Here is a 19850-nt window from a genome sequence, read left to right as displayed (position 1 = left end):
GTGGCCCCGGACCCGGCGCCCGGCCCGTAGTTGCACTCACCAGTTGACACCGCCGTCCGTTTTAAGGCCGACTTCCCCGAGATCAACATGGGCTCCCTATTGATCTCGGGAGAAATGACGTCGAAACCGTGATTCCAGGGGCGGTATCCCCGAGATCAACGAAGGCCGGGCGCACATCGGTGCCGCGCGTGCGCTCACGCCAGGAACGCGCGCAGCAGCGCCTCCGTGCCCTCCAGGTGTTCCCCCACCGCGCGGCGGGCGTCCTCGGGGCGGCCGCCGCGCACCGCGTCCACGATCGCGCGGTGCTGGGCGCCGCTGTGCTCCAGGTTGCGCGCCAGGATCGGCATCGCGTTCAACAGGTCGTTGATGCGCATCCGCGTCTCGGCCAGCGCCCCGGTCAGCGACGCCGACCCGGTCAGCTCGGCCAGGGTGTGGTGGAAGACGGTGTCGCACCGCCGGTAGTCCTCGATCGGGGCCGCGTCCACCGCCTCCAGCCGCTCGGCCAGCAGCCGGTCGCCCTCCGGGCTCAGCCCCTCCTCAGCCAGGCGCACGGCCGCCCCGGTCTCCAGCGCGCGCCGGAAGGTGAACAGGTCCTCCAGGTCGGCGCCGGTGCGCTGGAGCATCCGCTGCGCCTCGGCCCGGCTGGGCCGCGGCGGCACGTCGGCGACGAAGGTGCCCCCGCCGCGCCCGCGCCGCGACTCGGCGTACCCGGCCTCCTGCAGCGCGCGGATGGCCTCGCGCAGCGTGATCCGGCTGACCCCGAGCCGGGCCGCCAGCTCCCGCTCGGGCGGGAAGCGCCCGCCCCGGGCCACCACCCCGAGCTTGATGGCCGACAGCAGCCGCTCCACCGTCTCCTCGAAGGCGTTCCCGGTGCGCACAGGGCGGAACACCGCCTCGGCCGCGCTCTCGGCCAGGGCTCCGGCCTCCGGCTGGGACACGTGCACCCCTTCCGCCCTCCTCGCGAACCGCCGGGGCCGTGTGGCCCCCGGCCCGGCCGCCGACGACGGCCGCAGCACTCAGGGTAGTCCCGGGGCGGCGGGCCGCTGGTCCGGCCCGGTCCGGTGTGCGAGGATGCCGGTATTCGAAACCTCTTCCCGGAACGAGGTCGTCATGGCCCGGAGCGAAGACACCCTTCCCGCGCGCGGGACCGCCCTGACCGTCGTCTCCTGGGTGCTCCAGGTCATCGGCGCGGGGCTGTTCCTGCTGATGGGGTTCGGCAAGGTCGCGGGCTGGCCGGACTTCATCACGACGTTCGAGAACATCGGCGCGGGACAGTGGCTGCGCTACTTCGTGGGCGTGGCCGAGCTCGCCGGGGGCATCGGGGTGCTGATCCCGCGCCTGGCCGGGCTCGCCGCCTCGGGGCTGACCCTCGTGGTGGTCGGTGCCGCGCTCACCCACCTGGTCATCCTGCAGGACTCGGGGTGGGTGCTGCCGGTGGTGCTGATCGTGCTGATGGGCGCCCTGGCCTGGATCCGCCGCGCGGAGACGGCATCGCTGCCCTCCTACCTGCGGGGCCTGCTCGGCCGGGGCTGAGTCCGCGAGCGACCCGGGGTCGGCGGGGGTGGTGGTTCCACCACTCGATCGCCCCTGAGGCGCCCCTTTCACCTCGCTCGTCGCTCGAACCACCTGTCCGCGCCCGGCACATCGGAGTCGCCGCCCCGCCGGGTTCGGGGCCGACGGTCAGTTGAGCTCCGATTCGGCCTTCTCCACCAGGGCGAACTCCTCCTCGGGGGCGTCGGCCACCAGCCGGTGCCGCGAGTAGAACCAGAAGTACGCCAGGAACACCGCGAAGATCACCGCCGCCACGGCCGCGCCCACCACGTCCACCAGGAACGTGGCCACCACCGCGCACAGCGCCAGCACCAGGGCGATGCCGGTGGTCACCGTGCCGCCGGGCGTCCGGTAGGGCCGCTCCAGGCCGGGCTCGCGCCGCCGCAGCACGATGTGGGAGACCATCATCAGCGCGTAGGAGGCGGTCGCGCCGAACACCGCGATGTTGATCAGCCGGTCGCCGTCGCCGACCCCCGCCGCCAGCAGGAACCCGATGGTGCCGGGCACGATGAGGGCCATGTAGGGGGTCTTGCGGCGCCCGGTGACCGACAGCCACTTGGGCAGGTAGCCCGCGCGCGAGAGCGCGAACAGCTGGCGCGAGTAGGCGTAGATGATGGAGAAGAAGCTGGCCACCAGCCCCGCCAGGCCGACGTAGTTGACGACGTCGGCCAGCAGGGTCGACCCGCCGTAGGCCTCCCGCAGGGCGTGCGGGAGCGGGTTGTCGGAGTCGGCCAGCGCGCTCGCCCCGGCGCCGCCGGGGGCCAGCAGGAGCATGGCGAAGCCGGTCACCAGCAGCACCGCCATGCCCGCGATGATGCCGCGCGGCATGTCGCGCTTGGGATCGCGCGCCTCCTCCGCCGCCAGGGGCACGCCCTCGATGGCGAGGAAGAACCAGATGCCGAACACGAACGCCCCGAGGATTCCCGCGTACCCGTAGGGCAGGAAGGCGCTGGCGCCCGCGGCGCCGGTAGGGGCGATGTCGACCAGGTTGCCGGGGTCGAACTTCGGGACCATCCCGACGGCGAAGACGACGAGCGCCACGACGGCCACGGCAGTGATGGCGAACATGACGCGCAGCGCCTCACCGACGCCCCACAGGTGGATGCCGACGAACAGGGCGTAGCACGCCAGGTAGACGGGCCAGGCGTTGGTGATGCCGAACAGGCCGAGCGCCTCGACGTAGCCGCCGATGAACACGGCGATGGCGGCGGGGGCGATGGCGTATTCGATGAGGATCGCCGTTCCGGTGGCGAAGCCGCCCAGTGGGCCCAGCGCGCGGCGGGCGAAACCGTATCCCGCGCCGGTCGCGGGCAGCGCGGAGGCCATCTCGGCCAGGCCCAGCACCATGAACAGGTACATGGTGCCCATGAGGACGGTGGCGATGAGCAGGCCGCCCCATCCCCCTTCGGCGATGCCGTAGTTCCACCCGGCGAAGTCGCCGGAGATGACGTAGGAGACGCCGAGGCCGGCGAGCAGCAGCCATCCGGCGGCGCCGCGGCGCAGGGTGCGGCGCTGGAGGTAGTCGGTGCCTGCTCGGACGTAGTCGGCGCCTTGGACGTGTCCGTCGGCGTTGGTGCCGTGTTCTCTGGCCACGGGGCTCCCCTCGGGGGCGTGCTGGCAGGGGTCGGCGGGTCGGGTCGGGACGAGGCCGCCGCGGGGTCCGGCGGACCGGGCGCCGGACGGGGGCTGACGGGGTCGGGGGATGTGCCGCGCGGCGCCTCCCGGCGCGCGGCGGCGGACGAAAAAAGGTATGCAGCCGGTCCTTTAGCCGGTGGTCGGTGATGATGCGCGCCGCCGAACCGGCCTGTCAAGGGGGGTCGGCCACTCTTCCCCCTCGGTGCGGACCTGCCGTTTCACCGGCGTTTCGGCGCGGTTTCGCGCCCGGGGAGGGATTGACACGGGGGTGGGGCCGCTGCTTTCCTCCGTAAAAGGTCTGGCCCTGAACCTTAAGGAGGCCGAGGGTGAGTACGAACCGCGGCGGACCCCCGCTGACCGTGGACCGGCTCCGCGCCGACGTGGAATCCGGCGCCGTCGACACGGTGCTGGTGGCCTTCACCGACATGCAAGGCCGGCTCCAGGGGAAGCGGGTCTCCGGCCGCTTCTTCCTCGAAGAGGTGCTCGCCCACGGCACCGAGGCCTGCGACTACCTGCTCGCCGTCGACGTGGAGATGAACACCGTCGACGGCTACGCCATGTCCTCCTGGGACACCGGCTACGGCGACATCGTGCTGCGGCCCGATACCGCCACCCTGCGCCGCACCCCCTGGCAGGACGGCCAGGCCATGGTCACCGCCGACGTGCTGCGGCTGGACGGCGCCGACGCCGCCCCCTCCCCCCGCCAGATCCTCAAGGCCCAGACCGCCCGGCTGGCCGAGCGCGGCTGGACCGCCATGGTCGGCACCGAGCTGGAGTTCGTCGTCTACCGCGACTCCTACGAGCAGGCCTGGCAGCGCGGCTACCGGGAGCTGACCCCGGCCAACCGCTACAACGTCGACTACTCGGTGCTGGGCGGTGCCCGGGTGGAGCCGCTGCTGCGCCGCATCCGCAACGGCATGGCCGGGGCCGGGATGTACGTGGAGTCCGCCAAGGGCGAGTGCAACCTGGGCCAGCACGAGATCGCCTTCCGCTTCGACGAGGCGGTGACCACCTGCGACCAGCACGCGATCTACAAGAACGGCTCCAAGGAGATCGCCGACCAGGAGGGCATGTCCATCACGTTCATGGCCAAGCCCAACGAGCGCGAGGGCAACTCCTGCCATGTGCACATCTCGCTGCGCGGTGAGGACGGCTCCCCCGTGCTCGCCGAGGACGGCGCCCCCGACGGGCTGTCGGCCACCGGTCGGCACTTCCTCGCCGGGCAGCTCGCCTCGCTGCGCGAGCTCACCCTGCTGCTGGCGCCCAACATCAACTCCTACAAGCGCTACGTGCCCGGCAGCTTCGCCCCGACGTCGGTCGCCTGGGGCGTCGACAACCGCACGTGCGCGCTGCGGCTGGTCGGCGGCGGGCCGAGCCTGCGCGTGGAGAACCGGGTGCCCGGCGGCGACGTCAACCCCTACCTGGCGGTGGCGGCGCTGATCGCCGGGGGCCTGGACGGGATCGACCGCGAACTGGAGCCGGGCCCGGCGTGCGCCGGGAACGCCTACACCGGCGACGCCCCGTCGGTCCCGACCACCATGCGCGAGGCGCTGGAGCTGTGGGAGAAGAGCGACCTTGCGCGGGCCGCCTTCGGCGACGAGGTGGTCGAGCACTACGCCAACTACGCCCGGGTGGAACTGGCGGCCTACGACGCCGCGGTGACCGACTGGGAGCTGTACCGGGGGTTCGAGCGCCTGTGAGCGGGCGCCGCGACCGAGAGGGGGGACCTATGGAGGCGGCCGACGCGCCGCCCCGCCAGGGGCGGGGGCAGGAGGACAGGCGGGTGCAGGAACTCGTCGACCCGGCGACGGAGGAGGTGATCGGCACCGTCCCGCTCGCCTCGGCCGAGGAGGCCGACGCCGCCGTTGCGCGCGCCCGCGCGGCATGGCCCGCCTGGCGCGCGGTGGCACCCGGCGACAGGGCGCGGCTGCTGCGCGCCTTCGCCGAGAAGGTCGACGCGCACATCGAGGAGCTGGCCCGGCTGGAGGTGCGCAACGCCGGGCACCCGATCGGCCAGGCGCGCGGCGAGGCCGCGATGGTGCGCGACGTGCTGCTGTACTACGCGGGCGCGCCGGAGCGCGCGGCGGGGCGGCAGATCCCGGTCTCCGGGGGCTGGAGCGTCACCTTCGCCGAGCCCCTGGGGGTGGCGGCGGTGATCGTGCCGTGGAACTTCCCCATGCCGATCATGTCGTGGGGCATGGCGCCCGCTCTGGCGGCGGGCAACGCGGTCGTGGTCAAGCCGTCGGAGCTGACCCCGCTCACCGCTCTACGGCTGGGCGAGCTGGCCCTGGAGGCCGGCATCCCCGAAGGGGTGCTCCAGGTGCTCCCGGGCACCGGGCCCGAGGCGGGTGAGCGCCTGGTCCGGCACCCGGGCGTGGACAAGGTGGCCTTCACCGGGTCCACACGGGTCGGCAAGCGCATCATGGCGCTGGCCGCCGACGACCTCAAGCGCGTGACACTGGAGCTGGGCGGCAAGAGCGCCAACATCGTCTTCGCCGACGCCGACCTGGAGAAGGCCGCGGCGACCGCGCCCTACGGGGTGTTCGACAACGCCGGGCAGGACTGCTGCGCGCGCTCGCGCCTGCTGGTGCAGCGCTCGGTGTTCGACCGGTTCATGGAGCTGCTGGAGCCGGCGGTCAAGGGCGTGGCCGTGGGCGACCCGCGCGAGGACGGCACCGAGATGGGGCCGCTCGTGTCGGCGGCGCACCGCGCCAAGGTCGCCTCCTACGTGCCCGAGGGCGCCCCGGTGGCGTTCCGGGGGACGGCGCCGGAGGGGGCGGGGTTCTGGTTCCCGCCGACGGTGCTCACCCCGGGGAGCCACGACGACCCGGCGTTCACCGACGAGATCTTCGGGCCGGTGGTGTGCGCGGTGCCGTTCGAGGACGAGGCCGAGGCGGTGCGCATCGCCGACGCGACCGACTTCGGGCTGGCCGGGTCGGTGTGGACGCGCGACGTGGGGCGGGCGCTGCGGGTCGCGCGCGGGGTGACCGCGGGCAACCTGTCGGTGAACTCGCACTCGGCGGTGCGGTACGGCACCCCGTTCGGGGGGTTCAAGCAGTCGGGGCTGGGGCGCGAGCTGGGCCCGGACGCGCTGGACGCGTTCACCGACACCAAGACGGTCTTCCTGTCGGACGACACGGCGGGCTGAGCACCCGCACTACCCATGTTGATCTCGGGGAAGTCGGGCTTGAGACGGCCCTCTTAAGCCCGACTTCCCCGAGATCAACGAGAGAGGAGCGACATGCGGCGTTTCGAGGGGCGCACCGCCGTGATCACCGGCGGCGGCAGCGGGATCGGGAAGGCGTCGGCGCTGCGGCTGGCCGACGAGGGCGCGAACGTGGTCGTGGTCGACCTGGACCGCGACGCGGGCGAGGCGGCGGCCAAGGAGGCCGGCGGCCGGTACGTGGCGGCCGACGTGACCGACGCGGACCAGGTGGCGGCGGCCTTCGCCGAGGCCAAGGAGGCCTACGGGTCGGTCGACGTGGCCTTCAACAACGCGGGCATCTCCCCGCCGGAGGACGACTCCATCCTGGAGACGGGGCTGGAGGCGTGGCGCAAGGTGCAGGAGGTCAACCTGACCTCGGTGTACCTGTGCTGCAAGCACGCCCTGCCGTACATGCGCGAGCAGGGGCGGGGGTCGATCGTGAACACGGCCTCGTTCGTGGCGACGATGGGGGCGGCGACCTCGCAGATCTCCTACACGGCGAGCAAGGGCGGGGTGCTGGCGCTCAGCAGGGAGCTGGGGGTGCAGTTCGCGCGCGAGGGCATCCGGGTCAACGCCCTGTCCCCTGGGCCGGTGAACACGCCGCTGCTCAAGGAGCTGTTCGCCAAGGATCCCGAGCGCGCGCAGCGGCGTCTGGTGCACGTGCCCTTCGGCCGGTTCGCCGAGCCGGAGGAGATCGCGGCCGCGGTGGCGTTTCTGGCCAGCGACGACGCCTCGTTCATCACCGCCAGCAACTTTCTGGTGGACGGGGGCATCTCCGGCGCGTACGTGACTCCGCTGTGAGCGCCGCCGTGAACAAGGCGACGGGCGCGGCGCCCATCATCGGGATCACCGCCTATGCGGAGCGGGCCCGGTGGGGTGAGGCGTGGGACATGCGCGCGGCGCTCCTGCCGTGGGAGTACGTGGAGTCCGTGGCGCGCGCGGGGGGCATGCCGGTGCTGCTGCCCCCGGTCGCCGCGGAGGGGCAGGCCACCGCAGGGCTGGACGCGCTGATCCTGGCCGGGGGCGGGGACATCTCTCCCGACCGGTACGGGGCCGCGCCGGATGCCGCCACGGCGGGGGTGGATCCCGGGAGGGACGCGTCCGAGTTCGCCCTGCTGGAGGAGGCGCTGGGGCGCGGACTGCCGGTGCTGGGCGTGTGCCGGGGGCTGCAGGTGATGAACGTGGCCCGAGGCGGGACCCTGCACCAGCACCTGCCCGACGTCGTGGGCGGGAACGGCCACCGGAAGCGCACGGCGGTGTTCGACCCGCACACGGTGCGGGTGGCGCCGGACAGCAGGACGGCCGGGATCCTGGGCCGCACGGAGCTGGAGGTTCCGACCTACCACCACCAGGGCCTCGACGCCCTGGGCGAGGGCCTGGTGGCCACGGCGTGGGCGGAGGACGGGATCGTGGAGGCGGTCGAGTTCACCGACCAGCCGCGCGCGCTGGGCGTGCAGTGGCACCCGGAGATGGGCGACGACCCGTCCCTGTTCCGGTGGCTGGTCGAGGAGGCGAGGAGCGCCCGGGCGGAGCGGTGAGCAACGTTGCCGGTGCAGTTGGGTTCGACCGCTCCGGCGAGCCACGCGATCCGCCGCCGTGGACATGCCGCGGCCGGGGCGCTTCCCCAGAGGCGCCCCGGCCGCGGTTCCTGCGTGCCGAGGGGGACGGACCCCCGGCGCTCACATGACCTTGGAGACCGAGTTGTCGCAGCCCACCGCGGTGTCACTGATGCAGGCCTTGTACCTGAACCCGCGCTTGATCTGGAACCCGTTGGTGTAGGTCGTCCCGGAGACGCGGGTCCCGTCGTTGGCGACGCGGGTGCCGTGGCTATTGGTGACGATGATGGAGAGACTGTCGCCCCTGTCGGCACCGCTGGTCACCCGGGCCCAGGCGATGGCGACGTCGTTCGAGGAACTACGGGTGACCAGCCCCCGGCGCACCTGCAGGGTGAAGCCGTCGAGCCTCGACTTCGCCGCCGTTGAAACGTTGAAGGCATTCCTGGGGCTGGCCTCATAGAGGTCGGCGGCAGCGGCGACGGGCGCGGCGTCCGCCGTGGCGCCGCCCTCCTCGTCGAGTGCGGCCATCACCATCGGGGTGATGTCCACGATCTGGGCCTCCGGCGCCTCTTCGGCGGCGGCAGCGGGGGCGGAGATCAGGCTCAGGGCCATGGCCGGGGCGGCGATGGCCAGAGCCCAGCGGGAAATACGCGTGATGCGCATGAGGGGATCCCTTTCGTCGACCGAATGAATCGGTTCACTGAGGCGCCCCAAAGCTAGAGGTGCGCCGCCCACCAGGGCAAAGAACTTCGAGCACGCTGGAAATGCGCAGCTCGGGGTGGCCACGACCGCTGCACCGAGGGCATCCGACGGAGAACCCACGGCGACCGGCCACCGCTCTACCGGATGCGGGCACGGTCAAGGCCGCCGCCCTGGTCGAGCGGTCGTCGGCCGCCTACGAGGGTCGGCCGCCCCGGCGCCAGCGCTGGGCCGTGATGTCGGCGCCGCCGCCCGCGAGATGGTCGGCGAGCGGCCGGACGAGGGCCACGGCCTCCTCCGGGTACGCCCGGACGGCGGCGATGATGCCCGTGGTGTGCGCGGGGTCCCCGTCGACGAGCGCGGCGGCGAAGGCGACGCGGTCGTCGGCCAGCGGCAGGCGGCCTACGGCAGCGCTCCACGGCGCCGCCGACCACGCGCCGGTCACCAGCGAGTGCGGGGCCTCCGGGTCGCGGATGGGCCCCCGGTCGATCAGGACCTCCACCGGGTCCACGGTGACCCGCGTGTACAGACCGGCGCGACCGTACGGCTCCTCGGCGGCGAAGCGCTCCGCCTGCTCTCGGTCGGCCAGGTCGACGACGTGCACGCTGCCGGTGTGCTCCTCACCGTCGTCGGAAAGGGTGGGGCCGCGCAGGAGGAGGCGGTCGGCGAAGCGGTCCATGTAGGACCAGTGGTCCTCGGCCAGACGCAGGAGTCCGTCGAGGGCATCGGGCCTGTCATGGCCGTGGACGTAGAACGGCATGCAGGGACCCTATCGACCCGCCCGCCCCTCGGGGCCGGGCGGGGCACGGGGCGGCGCGTGGGGAGCGCCGCCCGGGGGCGGCGGCTATCTCTTACCGCAGCCGGGGCAGGTCTGGCCGATCTCCTTCATGGTGCCGCAGTGGCGGCAGTTCTCCTGGTCGATGCGGTCGCCTCGACTCCCGATGAGATCGCGGTCGGGCAGGCCGATCATGGATCGGCAGCGGGGGCAAGCCATCCAGAACCTCCGGTAGGTGTACTTCTCCCGGTCGATGACCGTCCAGCACTTGTCGCATTGGACGTACCGGTTCTTTCCGTAGCGTCCTTGGCTTTCGGGTGCCCCCATGGACGGGACTCTACCCCGCCGGGCCGGATGCGGCAGCGCTTCGTCCGGCCCGGCGGCCCCTCACACGTCGGTGATGCGCAGGCCGGCGTGGGCCTTGTAGCGGCGGTTCATCGCGATCAGGTTCGCGGTGAAGGCCTCCACCTGGTGGGCGTTGCGCAGCCGGCCGCCGTAGATCCCGCGCACGCCCGGGATGAGCCCGGCCAGCGCGCGCACGGTGTCGGTGGCGTCCCGGTCGTCGCCGAGGACCAGCACGTCCAGGTCGACCTCCTCGACCTCGGGGTCGAGCAGCAGCACGGCGGACACGTGGTGGAAGGCGGCGGTGACCCGGCTGCGCGGCAGGACCGCCTCCGCCTGCTGGGCGGCGCTGCCCTCGGGCACCGGGAGGGCGTAGGGGCCCTTCTTGTCGAAGCCGAGGGGGTTGACGCAGTCGACGACGATCTTGCCGGCCAGCTCCTCCTCCAGGGAGGCCAGCAGCTCGCGGTGGCCCTCCCAGGGCACCGCGACGATGACGACGTCGGCTGCGGCAGCGGCGGCAGCGTTGTCCAGGCCGCGCACCGGCAGGTCGGCGCCGAGGCCGTCGGCGGCGCCCTGCGCCCGTCCGGCGCTGCGCGAGCCGATGACGACCTCGGTCCCGGCCAGGGCCAGCCGCCGGGCCAGCCCGCGGCCCTGGTCGCCGGTCCCGCCGAGAACCGCGACGACCAGGCCCGAGACGTCGGGGATGTCGTGTGGGGATGTCTGATCAGCCATGGCAGGAATCATCGCACCCCGGAGGACGTCCGCCCCGGGCGGGGACACGCCCTCAGGCGGCGAAGGCGTGCGGTTCGATCCCGTCCAGGCCGAGTTCGCGCATCTCCCTCCGGTGCGCGGCGGCGGCCGCCAGGGCGGAGACGGTGCGCCCGTCGGCGCGGCCGGTACCGGTCAGCCCGACGGCCTCCTGGAACCGCGCGAGCGCGGCGGGGCGGGCGGCGGGCGGCGCGCAGGGGTCGAGCAGCCCCAGCTCGATCAGGCGCCACCGGACCTCGGCGGGGTCGGCCTCGGGGAGCACCCGTTCGGCGTCGACGAGGGACCAGAAGAGCCCTGCCAGGACCGAGCGCGCCCTGGCGCCCCGGCGGGCTCCCCCGCCGACCGCCCGAACGGCGCCCACCGGCGCCCTGTACATGTGAATCGCGGTCATCATCGAGCTCCCTCCCCGTCGCGGCCCGATCACGCACTTCGAGTATGCGCGCGCGAAGGTGAGAGGACATCGGCCGCAGGTTCGGAATCAGGTCAATACCAAAGTCGGAGGCCGGAGCCCTGGCACCGACCGATGGGGGTAGGGGTGGCCCCCGCAATGGGGACGCCGGACATCGGGCGCAGCGGGGCCGTTCGCCGGTGGTCCCCGCGATGGGCGACGACGACGCAGGGCGGCGCCCCTGGCTGCAGCGTCGTCGGCCGCCCGGCGTGTACGTGGTCACCGGATTTGGCGGCGACGGAGACAGCCGGGCGGTTCCCCGGCCCCGCCTGCCGTCCGCCAGGCCCCTCACGGTCCGGGCGGGCAGACGGCGCCGTGGGGTGGGCGGTTGCCCACGCTCGTGGCGGCCGTCGGCCCGGCACGCCCCTGATCGGCGATGATCTCGACAGGAGTGCTGCCCGAACCGCCGGAATGACAGCACTCTTGTCGAGATCATCGCCGAGGGGGTGCGGGGGCATCCTGCGTCGTAAAACCGACGCCTGATCAGCCAAAAAGCGTCGATTTCACGACGCGGGATGCCCGCCCCCTCCACCCACCGTCCGATACGCCCATTACGCCCCGCCCACTCGGCCCTTCCGCGATGATCTCGGGGAAAACGACGCTAAAACCGCCCCGGTAGGGGCGATTTTCCCGAGATCAACGCAGAGGGGGCACCGGGGGTGCCGACGCCACGAACGCGGACGACCATCCGCCCTCCTCGCCGCGCCGCCGCCTGGACCGCGAGGGGCCCGCCGGACGGGAAGCAAGGCCGGGGACCCGCCCGCTTCTGCCGTCGCCGCCATCTACGGTGACCGCGCACACGCGCCGCACCCGACAGCGCTGCCGCGAGGGCCGCCGGCCTTCGTCGTCGCTGCTAGGTACCCGAAACTCCGGCAGCCTGCCGCCCGGCTGGGGCCCATAAGCGGGGGACCTGCTGTGCCGTCGCCGCCCATCACGGTGACCACGCACTCCCCGACAGACGACAACGCTGCCTCAAGAGGCGCCGGCCTTCATCGTCGCCCGGCCATCGCCGTCGGCGCCCAGCGGACGGCAGACGGCCGGGCGCTGAATGGGCCCAACCCCGCGGCCGCACGCGAAGGAGACTCGGCCCCCGGGGCGGGGTGGGCCCACCCGGCCGCGATGACCCACGCGGCGGGCGGTGGGGATGCCTCCCGAACCGCCCCCGTAGAGGCCACGCCCCCGCCGCTACACGAGGGCGGGCTCGTCCAGGGTCAGGGTTCCCGCGTCGGCGTCCAGGGTGGCGGTCATGCCCAGCGGGACCGTCGTCTGGGCCGGGATGTGGCCGAACCCGAAACCGTCCACCACCGGAACCCCCAGCGGCGCCAGCCGCTCCCGCAGCATCGCGCGGATCGTCTCCTCGTCCGGGGTGCACTTGCCCCACGACCCCAGCAGGATCCCCGCCACCCCGTTCATCCACCCGCTCCGCAACAGCTGGGTGACCATGCGGTCCATCCGGGACACGTCCTCCTTGACGTCCTCCAGCAGCAGCAGGCCGCCCTCGGCCGAGGCGCAGAAGTGGGGCGTGGCCAGGCTGTCCGCCAGGAGGCTCAGGTTGCCCCCCATCAGCCTCCCGCGCGCCTTCCCCCCGACCAGGGGGCGCGCCCCCTGCGGGGCGATCCGCACCCGCGACTCCGGCTCGAACAGGGTCGCCCGCAGGTCCTCCGCCGCCACCGGGTCGTTGCCGAAGTACCCGGCCCCCGGCCCGTGGACGGTCACCATGTCCAGCTCCTCGGCGAACGCCGCGTGCAGCGCTGTCACGTCGCTGAACCCCACGAACGCCTTGGGCGGCGCCCCGCGCAGGGCCTCGTAGTCCAGCAGGTCGAGCGTGCGGTGCGCCCCGTCGCCGCCGCGCACGCACAGCACCGCGGCCACGTCCGGCGCCAGCAGCGCCTCCTGGAGGTCCGCCGCCCGGTCTGCGTCGGTTCCGGCCAGGTACCCGAGCACCGGATGCCGGTCGCGCGCGTGCGGGCGCACCTGCGGCCGCACGCCCCACGCCTCGATCACCGGCAGCGCCGCCGCCAGCTCCTCCTCCGGGACGGGGCTGCACGGCGCCACCAGCGCCACCGTGTCCCCCGCGCGCAGCCGCGGGGGCCGCCGCGCGCTCACGACCGCAGCTCCAGCGCCGGGGCGTCGGTGTCGAACCCGAACACCTGCGCGTACAGCGACAGCTCCGCCTCCAGGGCGGCCTGGATGGACTCCGCCTTGCGGAACCCGTGCTGCTCCCCGGCGAACTCCAGGTAGGCGTGCGGCACGCCGCGCCCCTTCACCCGCTCCAGCAGCCGCCGCGCCTGCACCGGCGGGCAGATCTCGTCCTCGTCCCCCTGCATCAGCACGAACGGGGCGGTGATGGCGTCGGCCCGGTTGACCGGCGACCGCTCCTCATAGCGCTCCCGCTCCTGCGGCCAGGGCCCCACCAGGCTCTCCAGGTACTGCGACTCGAAGTCGTGCGTCTCCCCGGTGCGCCACCCCGCCAGGTCCACGATGGGGTACTGGACGACCCCGCAGGCGAACACGTCCTCGGCGGCCAGCGCCGCCGCCGCGGTCCACCCGCCCGCGCTGCCCCCGCGGATCGCCAGCCGGTCCGCATCCGCGGTGCCTTCGGCGGCCAGCGCCCGGGCCACGGCGGCGCAGTCCTCCACGTCCACCACGCCCCACTGCCCGCGAAGCCGCTCGCGGTAGGCGCGCCCGTAGCCGGTGGAGCCGCCGTAGTCGACCTGCACCACCCCGATGCCGCGCGAGGTGAAGTAGGCGACCTCGGCGTCCTGGGTGGTGGTGGAGCGGCCGGTGGGCCCACCGTGCGCCCACACCGCGTACGGCGGCGGCTCCCCCTCGGGCCCTTCGGCGCGGGGGTTGTGCGGCGGGTGGACGATCGCGTGCACCTCGCGCCCGCCCGGGCCGGTGAACACCCGCCGCTCGGCCCGCGGTGCGTACCCCTGCGGGACCTCGGGCTCGTCCCCCGCCCGGCGGCTCAGCGAGCGCCACGACCGGTCGGCGGCGACCACCGCCACCACCTGGGCGGACAGGTCGGGCGAGGCGGCCACGCCGATGATCGTCCCCCCGGCGGCCCCGGCCGGGGCGAGCCGGGCCGACCACTCGGTGTGCGGGGTGGCGACGTCGGTGAGCGCCCCGGAGTCCGGGCACAGCAGCGACAGCCGTGTGGAGCCGGTGCCGTGCACGGCCGCGAGCAGGCCGTTGTTCATCGGCAGGATCCACCGCTGCCCGAGCGTCCACAGCGGCCCGCCGTACTCCTCCTGATCAGGTGCCAGGGCGACCGGGGCGCGCGCCGCCCCTCCGTCGGGGCCGATGGAGATCTGGTAGGGGTTCCACCAGCCCGAGGCGTCCGAGACGCAGTACAGGGTGGCGGCGTCGCCCCACTCGGCCTGCACCACCGACTCGCCCGGCCCGCCGGCGACGTCGCGCTGCTCTTCGGCGGTGCCGTCCGGCCCGATCGCCGCGACCGTCAGGAAGGTGGAGTCCCACGGCATGTCCGGGTGGTCCCACCCGATCCAGGACAGGCGCCGCCCGTCGGGCGAGATGCGGGGGCACGCCAGGAAGCGGCGCCCCTCGGCGACGACCCGCACCGCCGACGGGTCCTCGGCGGCCGACCCGTCCATGGGCACGGCGACCAGGGCCCGGCGGACGTCGGTGGGGGCGGGCCCGGTGTGCTCCTCACGGATGCACCACACCTCGTCCCGCCCCGGCGGCCCCTCGACCGGCTCGGCGTAGCGCAGCGCGCCGGGCACCTCCGGCTCGGGGGTGAGCGGCGAGGGCGGCTGCACCTGCCCCGGGAAGAACAGGTACAGCCGCTGGTCGGTGTACTCGCTGAACACCGCCGCCGTGCCCGCCTCGGCGCGGTCGAGCAGCAGGTAGGGGCGCCCGCCGTACTCGTGCACCCGGGTGCGGGCGTTCCACGGGGCGCCGAGCACCTCCTCCACCCCGTCCTCGGGGCGGTCCAGCCGGGTGCGGCACAGGGCCGTGCGCCCGCCCTCCTCCGGCCGGGGCTCGGTCCACCACACCTCCTCTCCGACCGCGGCGGGCCAGCCCGGGGCGCCGTCGTGCCGTGCGACGGAGTCCGCGCCGATCGGCGAGGGCCAGGAACCGTAGGGGAGGTGGGGCATGGGGCGCCTGTGCCTTTCTGGTCGTCGCTACTCGGCCGCCGTCAGGAAGCGGTCCAGGACCCGCACGCCGAAGCGGAGCGCCTCCACCGGGACGCGCTCGTCGACGCCGTGGAACATCGCGTCCCGGTCCAGGCCCGGCGGCATCAGCAGCGGGGTGAACCCGTACCCGGCGATGCCGAGCTCGGAGAACTGCTTGGCGTCGGTCCCCCCGGCCGTGCACACCGGCACCACGTGGCCCTCGGGGTCGTGGGCCAGCAGCGCCGCGCGCATGGCGGCGAAGATCGGCGCCTCGACGGGGGACTCCAGGGCGGGCGAGCCGTGCTCGTACTCCCAGTCCACCCGGGGGCCGGTGAGTTCGTCGAGGGCGGCCTCGAAGGACTCGCGCCCGCCGGGCAGCACCCGCCCGTCGACCCCGGCCGCCGCGTCGCCGGGGATGACGTTGACCTTGTACCCGGCCTCCAGCATGGTCGGGTTGGCGCTCTCCCGCACCGTGCCGTTCACCAGGCGTGCGGCATCGCCGAGGCGGTCCAGCAGCGCGGGCAGGTCCCGGTCGGCGTCGAAGCCGGGGGCGTCCAGGTCGGCCTTGACGCCCACGGCCGCCCCGATCTCGGTGATCGCGGCCCGGGTGAGCGGGGTGAGCCGGTAGGGCCAGCGGTGGTCGCCGATGCGGGCGACGGCGGCGGCGAGCGCCTGCACCGCGTTGTCGTCGTTGGGGCGCGAGCCGTGCCCCGCCGTGCCCGTGGCGCGCAGCCGCAGCCAGGCGGTGCCGCGCTCCCCGGCGGCCACCGGGTACAGCCGCACCGCCCGCCCGTCCGGCGTGCGCACGTGCTCGGTGTGGCCGCCGGACTCGCCGATCGCCTCGGTGCACCCCTCGAACAGCTCCGGGTGCGTACGCACCAGCCACTCGGCGCCGTAGGCGGCGCTGGCCTCCTCGTCGGCGGTGAAGGCGAGCACGATGTCGCGGCGGGGGCGGCGGCCGGTGCGGGACCAGTGCCGGGCCACGGCCGCCACCATGGCGACCGCGTCCTTCATGTCGATGGCGCCGCGCCCCCACACCATGCCGTCGCGCACCTCCCCCGAGAAGGGGTGGACGCGCCACGCCGCCTGGTCGGCGGGGACCACGTCGAGGTGGCCGTGGACGAGCAGCGCGGGGGCGGCGGGGTCGGTGCCGGGGATGCGCGCGACCACGTTGGAGCGGCGCGGCGCCGACTCCAGCAGCCGCGGCTCCAGGCCGGCCCCGTCCAGCAGCGCGGCGACGTACTCGGCGGCCTCCCGCTCGTCGCCGTCGCCTCCTCCCCGGTTGGTGGTGTCGATCCTGATGAGTTCGGAGGTGAACCGCACGACTTCTTCGTCGGCGGTCGAGAAGTCTTCCTCGCGCACGGGCGCCCTTTTCTCGATCGTCGCTTCCGGCCGGGGGCGTGTCACCCGTAGCGGTCCTCGACCGCGTTGGAGATGAGGGTGGTGACCGCCTTGAAGCAGCGGATCATGTCATAGGCGGTGGGCGAGGTGTAACGGACGCGCCGGGCGCCGACGCGTTCGACCCCGGGGACCACGGCGGCGGCCCCGGCCAAGTGCTCGGCGTCGACCTCCACCTCGACGCCGAAGGGCTCGTCGCGGCGCAGGGGCTCGGTGCGCCCGGCCAGCTCCATGGCGTCCTGGGCGGCCTCGGCGATGGCGGCGTGGGTACGGCCGGGCGGGCGGCACAGGGCCGCGTACCGGGAGACGTGGTCCTTGACGGCGACGGTGCGGGCCGCGGGGGCGTACCGCGCGGCGTCCTCACAGGCCTTGTCGTCGCCGGTGACGAGCACGACGGGGGCGCCGAACTCGGCGCACACGGCGGCGTTGAGCCGCCCCTCGCTCGCGGTCTCGCCGTCGAGCCACACCCCGGTGACGGAGTTGGGCAGGTAGGTGTGGGCGAGCACGCCCTCCTCCCCGGCGCCGCAGTGGTAGCCGAGGAAGACGACGCCGTCGACGTCGCCGCGCTGCACCCCTTCGACCATGGACAGGTCCTTGTGCCGCCCGGTGAGCATCGACGCGCGTTCGTCGAGGCGCTCCAGCAGCAGGTTGCGCATGGTGGAGTGGGCCTCGTTGACCAGGACCTCGGTGGCGCCCCCGGCATGGAGCCCGGCGATGGCGGCGTTCACGTCGGAGGTGAACATGGACCGGCAGCGCTGCCACTGCTCGGTGCCCGGTTCGACGTCGGCGGGCCAGGTGACGCCGGTGGCGCCTTCCATGTCGGCGGAGATCAGCACCCTCACGGGGGCGACCCTATCCCGGGGGCACCGGGGGTAGCCAAGCCTTATCGGGCCCCGGCCGGGCGGGCGGACCGCAGGGGTCCGTCACCGCCGACTCCGCCGCCGAGCGCCGCCCCTGCGTCGTTGATCTCGGGAAAAGCGCCCCTGAAACCGGCCCGGAAGCGTCGTTTCCCCCGAGATCAACGACGAGCACACCCGCCTGTCCGCGCGGGCTCGTATCGGGCGCCGCGGCCGGGCGGCCCCCCGGTCAGGGCTGCGTGAGGATCTCGACGCCGTCCTCGGTGATCACCAGGGTGTGCTCGAACTGGGCGGTCCACTTGCGGTCGGCGGTGACCGCGGTCCACCCGTCGTCCCACAGGTCGTACTCGATGGTGCCCAGCGTGATCATCGGCTCGATGGTGAAGGTCATGCCGGGGACCATGACGGTGTCGGCGCGCGGGTCGTCGTAGTGCGGGATGATCAGCCCGGAGTGGAACTCCGGGCCCACACCGTGCCCGGTGAAGTCGCGCACCACGCCGTAGCCGAACCGCTTGGCGTAGGACTCGATGACGCGCCCGATGACGTTGATCTGCCGCCCCGGGCGGCAGGCCTTGATGGCGCGCCGGGTGGCCTCCTCGGTGCGCTCCACCAGAAGCCGGTGCTCCTGGCTGACGTCCCCCGCCATGAAGGTGGCGTTGGTGTCGCCGTGCACGCCCTTGTAGTAGGCGGTGATGTCGATGTTGACGATGTCGCCGTCCTTGACCACGGTGTCGTCCGGGATGCCGTGGCAGATGACCTCGTTCAGCGACGAGCACAGCGACTTGGGGTAGCCCTTGTAGCCGAGCGTGCTGGGGTAGGCCCCGTGGTCGAGGAGGAACTCGTGGCCGATCCGGTCGAGCTCGTCGGTGGTGACGCCCGGGACGATGTGCTTGCCGACCTCCTGCAGGGCCTGGGCGGCGATCCGCCCGGCCTCGCGCATGGCCTCGATGGTCTCGGGGGTCTGCACGTCCCCCAGCACCCCTTCGACCGGACGTTTCTGCCCGACGTACTCCGGCCGCTCGATGCTGGAGGGGACGGAGCGCTGCGGCGAGATTCGCCCGGGAACAAGCGGTGTGGTCATGTCGTCGGAGTCTACCCGCGGCGCTCCCCCGGAGCGGTGCGCGCGGCGGCCTCCGGCGCCGGTGTGTGGCACCGCACGGACCGGGGGTAAGAGGCGAGTGCGCGACCTGTCCGGCCGATGGGGCCGCCCGGGCCGACCCGGGACCCGCGGGGCGGGCGGGCGCGCGCACGGGACGTACGGCAGAGGGAGCAGTGAGATGGCCGGCAACCCGATGGACCTGCCCGAGGACCAGCGCTGGTGGTACTGCCTGAAGCACGACCGGGTGGAGAAGGGGGCGGGGTGCCCGAACAAGTTCCGCCTCGGCCCCTACCCCGACGAGGCGTCGGCGGCCGGTGCGCTGCACACGGTGGCCGAGCGCAACGAGGCCTGGGAGGCCTCCGACGACCCCTGGGAGCAGGAGCGGTAGCTGGGAGCAGGAGCGGTGGCGCGGCGGCCGGGGCGGGCGGCGCGGGGTGGGCCCACCCGGCTCAGTCCGCCGGGCGCGGCCCGCTGACCATGTCGAGGAAGCGCGAGAGCCGGTCGCGCAGGCCGCCGCGGCGCCGGTCCCCGACGTGCCCTGCGGCGCTGGACACCAGGTGCTGCATGCCCTCGAAGGTGACCGGGTCGCCCGAGGGCCGCAGGCTGACCGCCTCGTGCGCGATGGAGGCCAGCTCCGGGTCGCCCTGGTCGAGGGAGAGCACGGTGGCCCCGGACCGGCGGGCGTCGTCCACCCGTTCCAGCAGCGGCACCGGCGCCTCGGGGGCGTCGTTGACGACGAACAGGGTGTTCCCGCGCCGGGCGTCCTCCAGCCGCTCCAGGCCGATGCTCAGGTGCGCGGGCGCCCCGGGCGGGGGCTCCCAGCGCACGAGGGACGGCGAGAGCTGCGGCAGGTCGGCGTAGCGCGCCTCGTCGTCGAGGTGCGCGGCGAGGTGCCAGGGCTCGTCGTCGGGCGTGCCCAGCAGCATCAGGCCGCCGGGGGTACGGGTGCGGCGCAGTCCGCGCGCGAGGTCCTCGGCGCGCTCCACCCACGGGGTCGAGGCGAGGAGGTCGCGCAGCAGCGCGACGTGTCGGGCGTCCACGCAGCCCATGGTGCACCATGGCCGCGCCCGCGCGCAGCGGTTCGCCGTTCCCGCGTTGATCTCGGGAAAAACGACGCTACAAGCGCGGTTTTAGCGTCGTTTTTCCCGAGATCAACGACGTAGGGGCGGCGGTCGGCGGTGCGGCCTCCGACAAGGGCGCGTTCACCGGGGGGCTTCCGCGCCGTAACGGGCGTCCGGCATGATCGGACGCCCGCTCTTCCCGCGATCCGGAAAGGCCGATCGGAGTGGCCCCCACACCCCGCCCCCCCCCCGCCCCCGCCAGCGCTCCGGCACGCGCCGCCGCCGCCACCTCCCCGCGAGCTCCGCCCAACCGCGCCCCA

Annotated in this window: 19 protein-coding genes; 6 read left to right on the top strand and 13 right to left on the bottom strand. The window is 74.0% G+C overall.

Annotation, left to right across the window (positions count from 1 at the left end):
• Nucleotides 1-194: 194 nt before the first annotated feature.
• A complete protein-coding gene (locus tag O4J56_RS27780) occupies nucleotides 195-938 on the bottom strand; it encodes a FadR/GntR family transcriptional regulator (RefSeq protein ID WP_270689898.1) in 744 nt (247 codons plus the stop codon).
• 172 nt (nucleotides 939-1110) lie between these two features.
• On the opposite strand from O4J56_RS27780, the gene O4J56_RS27775 reads away from it, so the two are divergent.
• Nucleotides 1111-1533, top strand: coding sequence for a DoxX family protein (locus tag O4J56_RS27775; protein WP_270689897.1), 423 nt, complete (start codon nucleotides 1111-1113; stop codon nucleotides 1531-1533).
• Between the two features lie 147 nt (nucleotides 1534-1680).
• Here O4J56_RS27775 and eat read toward each other — a convergent pair whose 3' ends face one another.
• On the bottom strand, nucleotides 1681-3144 hold the full coding sequence (gene eat / locus O4J56_RS27770) for an ethanolamine permease (RefSeq protein ID WP_270689895.1): 1464 nt from the start codon (nucleotides 3142-3144) through the stop codon (nucleotides 1681-1683).
• A gap of 368 nt (nucleotides 3145-3512) precedes the next feature.
• Here eat and O4J56_RS27765 point away from each other — a divergent pair, with 368 nt between their 5' ends.
• The 4 genes from O4J56_RS27765 (at nucleotide 3513) to O4J56_RS27750 (ending at nucleotide 7929) form a co-directional block, all read left to right on the top strand.
• Entirely contained in the window at nucleotides 3513-4886 is a 1374-nt protein-coding gene (locus O4J56_RS27765) for a glutamine synthetase family protein (RefSeq protein WP_270689894.1), read from the top strand.
• Nucleotides 4887-4915: 29 nt separating this feature from the next.
• Complete coding sequence (locus tag O4J56_RS27760; protein WP_270689892.1) at nucleotides 4916-6334, top strand: aldehyde dehydrogenase family protein; 1419 nt, start codon at nucleotides 4916-4918, stop codon at nucleotides 6332-6334.
• A gap of 93 nt (nucleotides 6335-6427) precedes the next feature.
• Nucleotides 6428-7192: a 3-oxoacyl-ACP reductase gene (locus O4J56_RS27755; RefSeq protein ID WP_270689891.1), complete on the top strand. Its 765-nt coding sequence runs from the start codon at nucleotides 6428-6430 to the stop codon at nucleotides 7190-7192.
• Between the two features lie 8 nt (nucleotides 7193-7200).
• Nucleotides 7201-7929, top strand: coding sequence for a gamma-glutamyl-gamma-aminobutyrate hydrolase family protein (locus tag O4J56_RS27750; RefSeq protein ID WP_270689889.1), 729 nt, complete (start codon nucleotides 7201-7203; stop codon nucleotides 7927-7929).
• A 141-nt stretch (nucleotides 7930-8070) separates the two neighbouring features.
• Here the strand turns inward: O4J56_RS27750 and O4J56_RS27745 are convergent, their stop codons facing one another.
• The 10 genes from O4J56_RS27745 to map all read right to left on the bottom strand — a co-directional run bounded on the left by O4J56_RS27745 (nucleotide 8071) and on the right by map (nucleotide 18451).
• The gene (locus O4J56_RS27745; RefSeq protein WP_270689888.1) at nucleotides 8071-8610 is read right to left on the bottom strand and encodes a hypothetical protein; all 540 of its coding nucleotides are present in this window, start codon (nucleotides 8608-8610) and stop codon (nucleotides 8071-8073) included.
• Between the two features lie 232 nt (nucleotides 8611-8842).
• A complete protein-coding gene (locus O4J56_RS27740; RefSeq protein WP_270689886.1) occupies nucleotides 8843-9406 on the bottom strand; it encodes a YciI family protein in 564 nt (187 codons plus the stop codon).
• A gap of 84 nt (nucleotides 9407-9490) precedes the next feature.
• Nucleotides 9491-9748, bottom strand: a complete 258-nt coding sequence (locus O4J56_RS27735) for a hypothetical protein (protein ID WP_152513394.1) — start codon at nucleotides 9746-9748, stop codon at nucleotides 9491-9493.
• A gap of 60 nt (nucleotides 9749-9808) precedes the next feature.
• Nucleotides 9809-10495, bottom strand: a complete 687-nt coding sequence (gene npdG / locus O4J56_RS27730) for an NADPH-dependent F420 reductase (RefSeq protein WP_270689885.1) — start codon at nucleotides 10493-10495, stop codon at nucleotides 9809-9811.
• Nucleotides 10496-10547: 52 nt separating this feature from the next.
• Nucleotides 10548-10922, bottom strand: a complete 375-nt coding sequence (locus tag O4J56_RS27725; RefSeq protein WP_270689884.1) for a hypothetical protein — start codon at nucleotides 10920-10922, stop codon at nucleotides 10548-10550.
• A 1242-nt stretch (nucleotides 10923-12164) separates the two neighbouring features.
• The gene (locus tag O4J56_RS27720; RefSeq protein ID WP_270689883.1) at nucleotides 12165-13085 is read right to left on the bottom strand and encodes a S66 peptidase family protein; all 921 of its coding nucleotides are present in this window, start codon (nucleotides 13083-13085) and stop codon (nucleotides 12165-12167) included.
• Nucleotides 13082-15097, bottom strand: coding sequence for a prolyl oligopeptidase family serine peptidase (locus O4J56_RS27715; RefSeq protein ID WP_270689882.1), 2016 nt, complete (start codon nucleotides 15095-15097; stop codon nucleotides 13082-13084). The genes O4J56_RS27720 and O4J56_RS27715 overlap by 4 nt, the downstream gene beginning before the upstream one ends.
• Before the next feature lie 27 nt (nucleotides 15098-15124).
• Nucleotides 15125-16477: a M20/M25/M40 family metallo-hydrolase gene (locus O4J56_RS27710; protein WP_270689881.1), complete on the bottom strand. Its 1353-nt coding sequence runs from the start codon at nucleotides 16475-16477 to the stop codon at nucleotides 15125-15127.
• A 41-nt stretch (nucleotides 16478-16518) separates the two neighbouring features.
• Entirely contained in the window at nucleotides 16519-17355 is an 837-nt protein-coding gene (locus O4J56_RS27705; RefSeq protein WP_270689880.1) for a M55 family metallopeptidase, read from the bottom strand.
• A 244-nt stretch (nucleotides 17356-17599) separates the two neighbouring features.
• A complete protein-coding gene (gene map, locus O4J56_RS27700; protein WP_270689879.1) occupies nucleotides 17600-18451 on the bottom strand; it encodes a type I methionyl aminopeptidase in 852 nt (283 codons plus the stop codon).
• Nucleotides 18452-18647: 196 nt separating this feature from the next.
• Between map and O4J56_RS27695 the strand changes: the two genes are divergently transcribed.
• Nucleotides 18648-18857, top strand: coding sequence for a hypothetical protein (locus tag O4J56_RS27695; RefSeq protein WP_270689878.1), 210 nt, complete (start codon nucleotides 18648-18650; stop codon nucleotides 18855-18857).
• A 61-nt stretch (nucleotides 18858-18918) separates the two neighbouring features.
• Here the strand turns inward: O4J56_RS27695 and O4J56_RS27690 are convergent, their stop codons facing one another.
• On the bottom strand, nucleotides 18919-19518 hold the full coding sequence (locus tag O4J56_RS27690) for a hypothetical protein (RefSeq protein WP_270689877.1): 600 nt from the start codon (nucleotides 19516-19518) through the stop codon (nucleotides 18919-18921).
• Between the last annotated feature and the right edge of the window lie 332 nt (nucleotides 19519-19850).

The organism is Nocardiopsis endophytica, assembly GCF_027706725.1.
GTDB classification, from domain to species: Bacteria; Actinomycetota; Actinomycetes; order Streptosporangiales; family Streptosporangiaceae; genus Nocardiopsis_A; species Nocardiopsis_A endophytica.
Note: the sequence above shows the minus strand (reverse complement) of the source record. Positions and strands in the feature narration are given on the sequence as shown.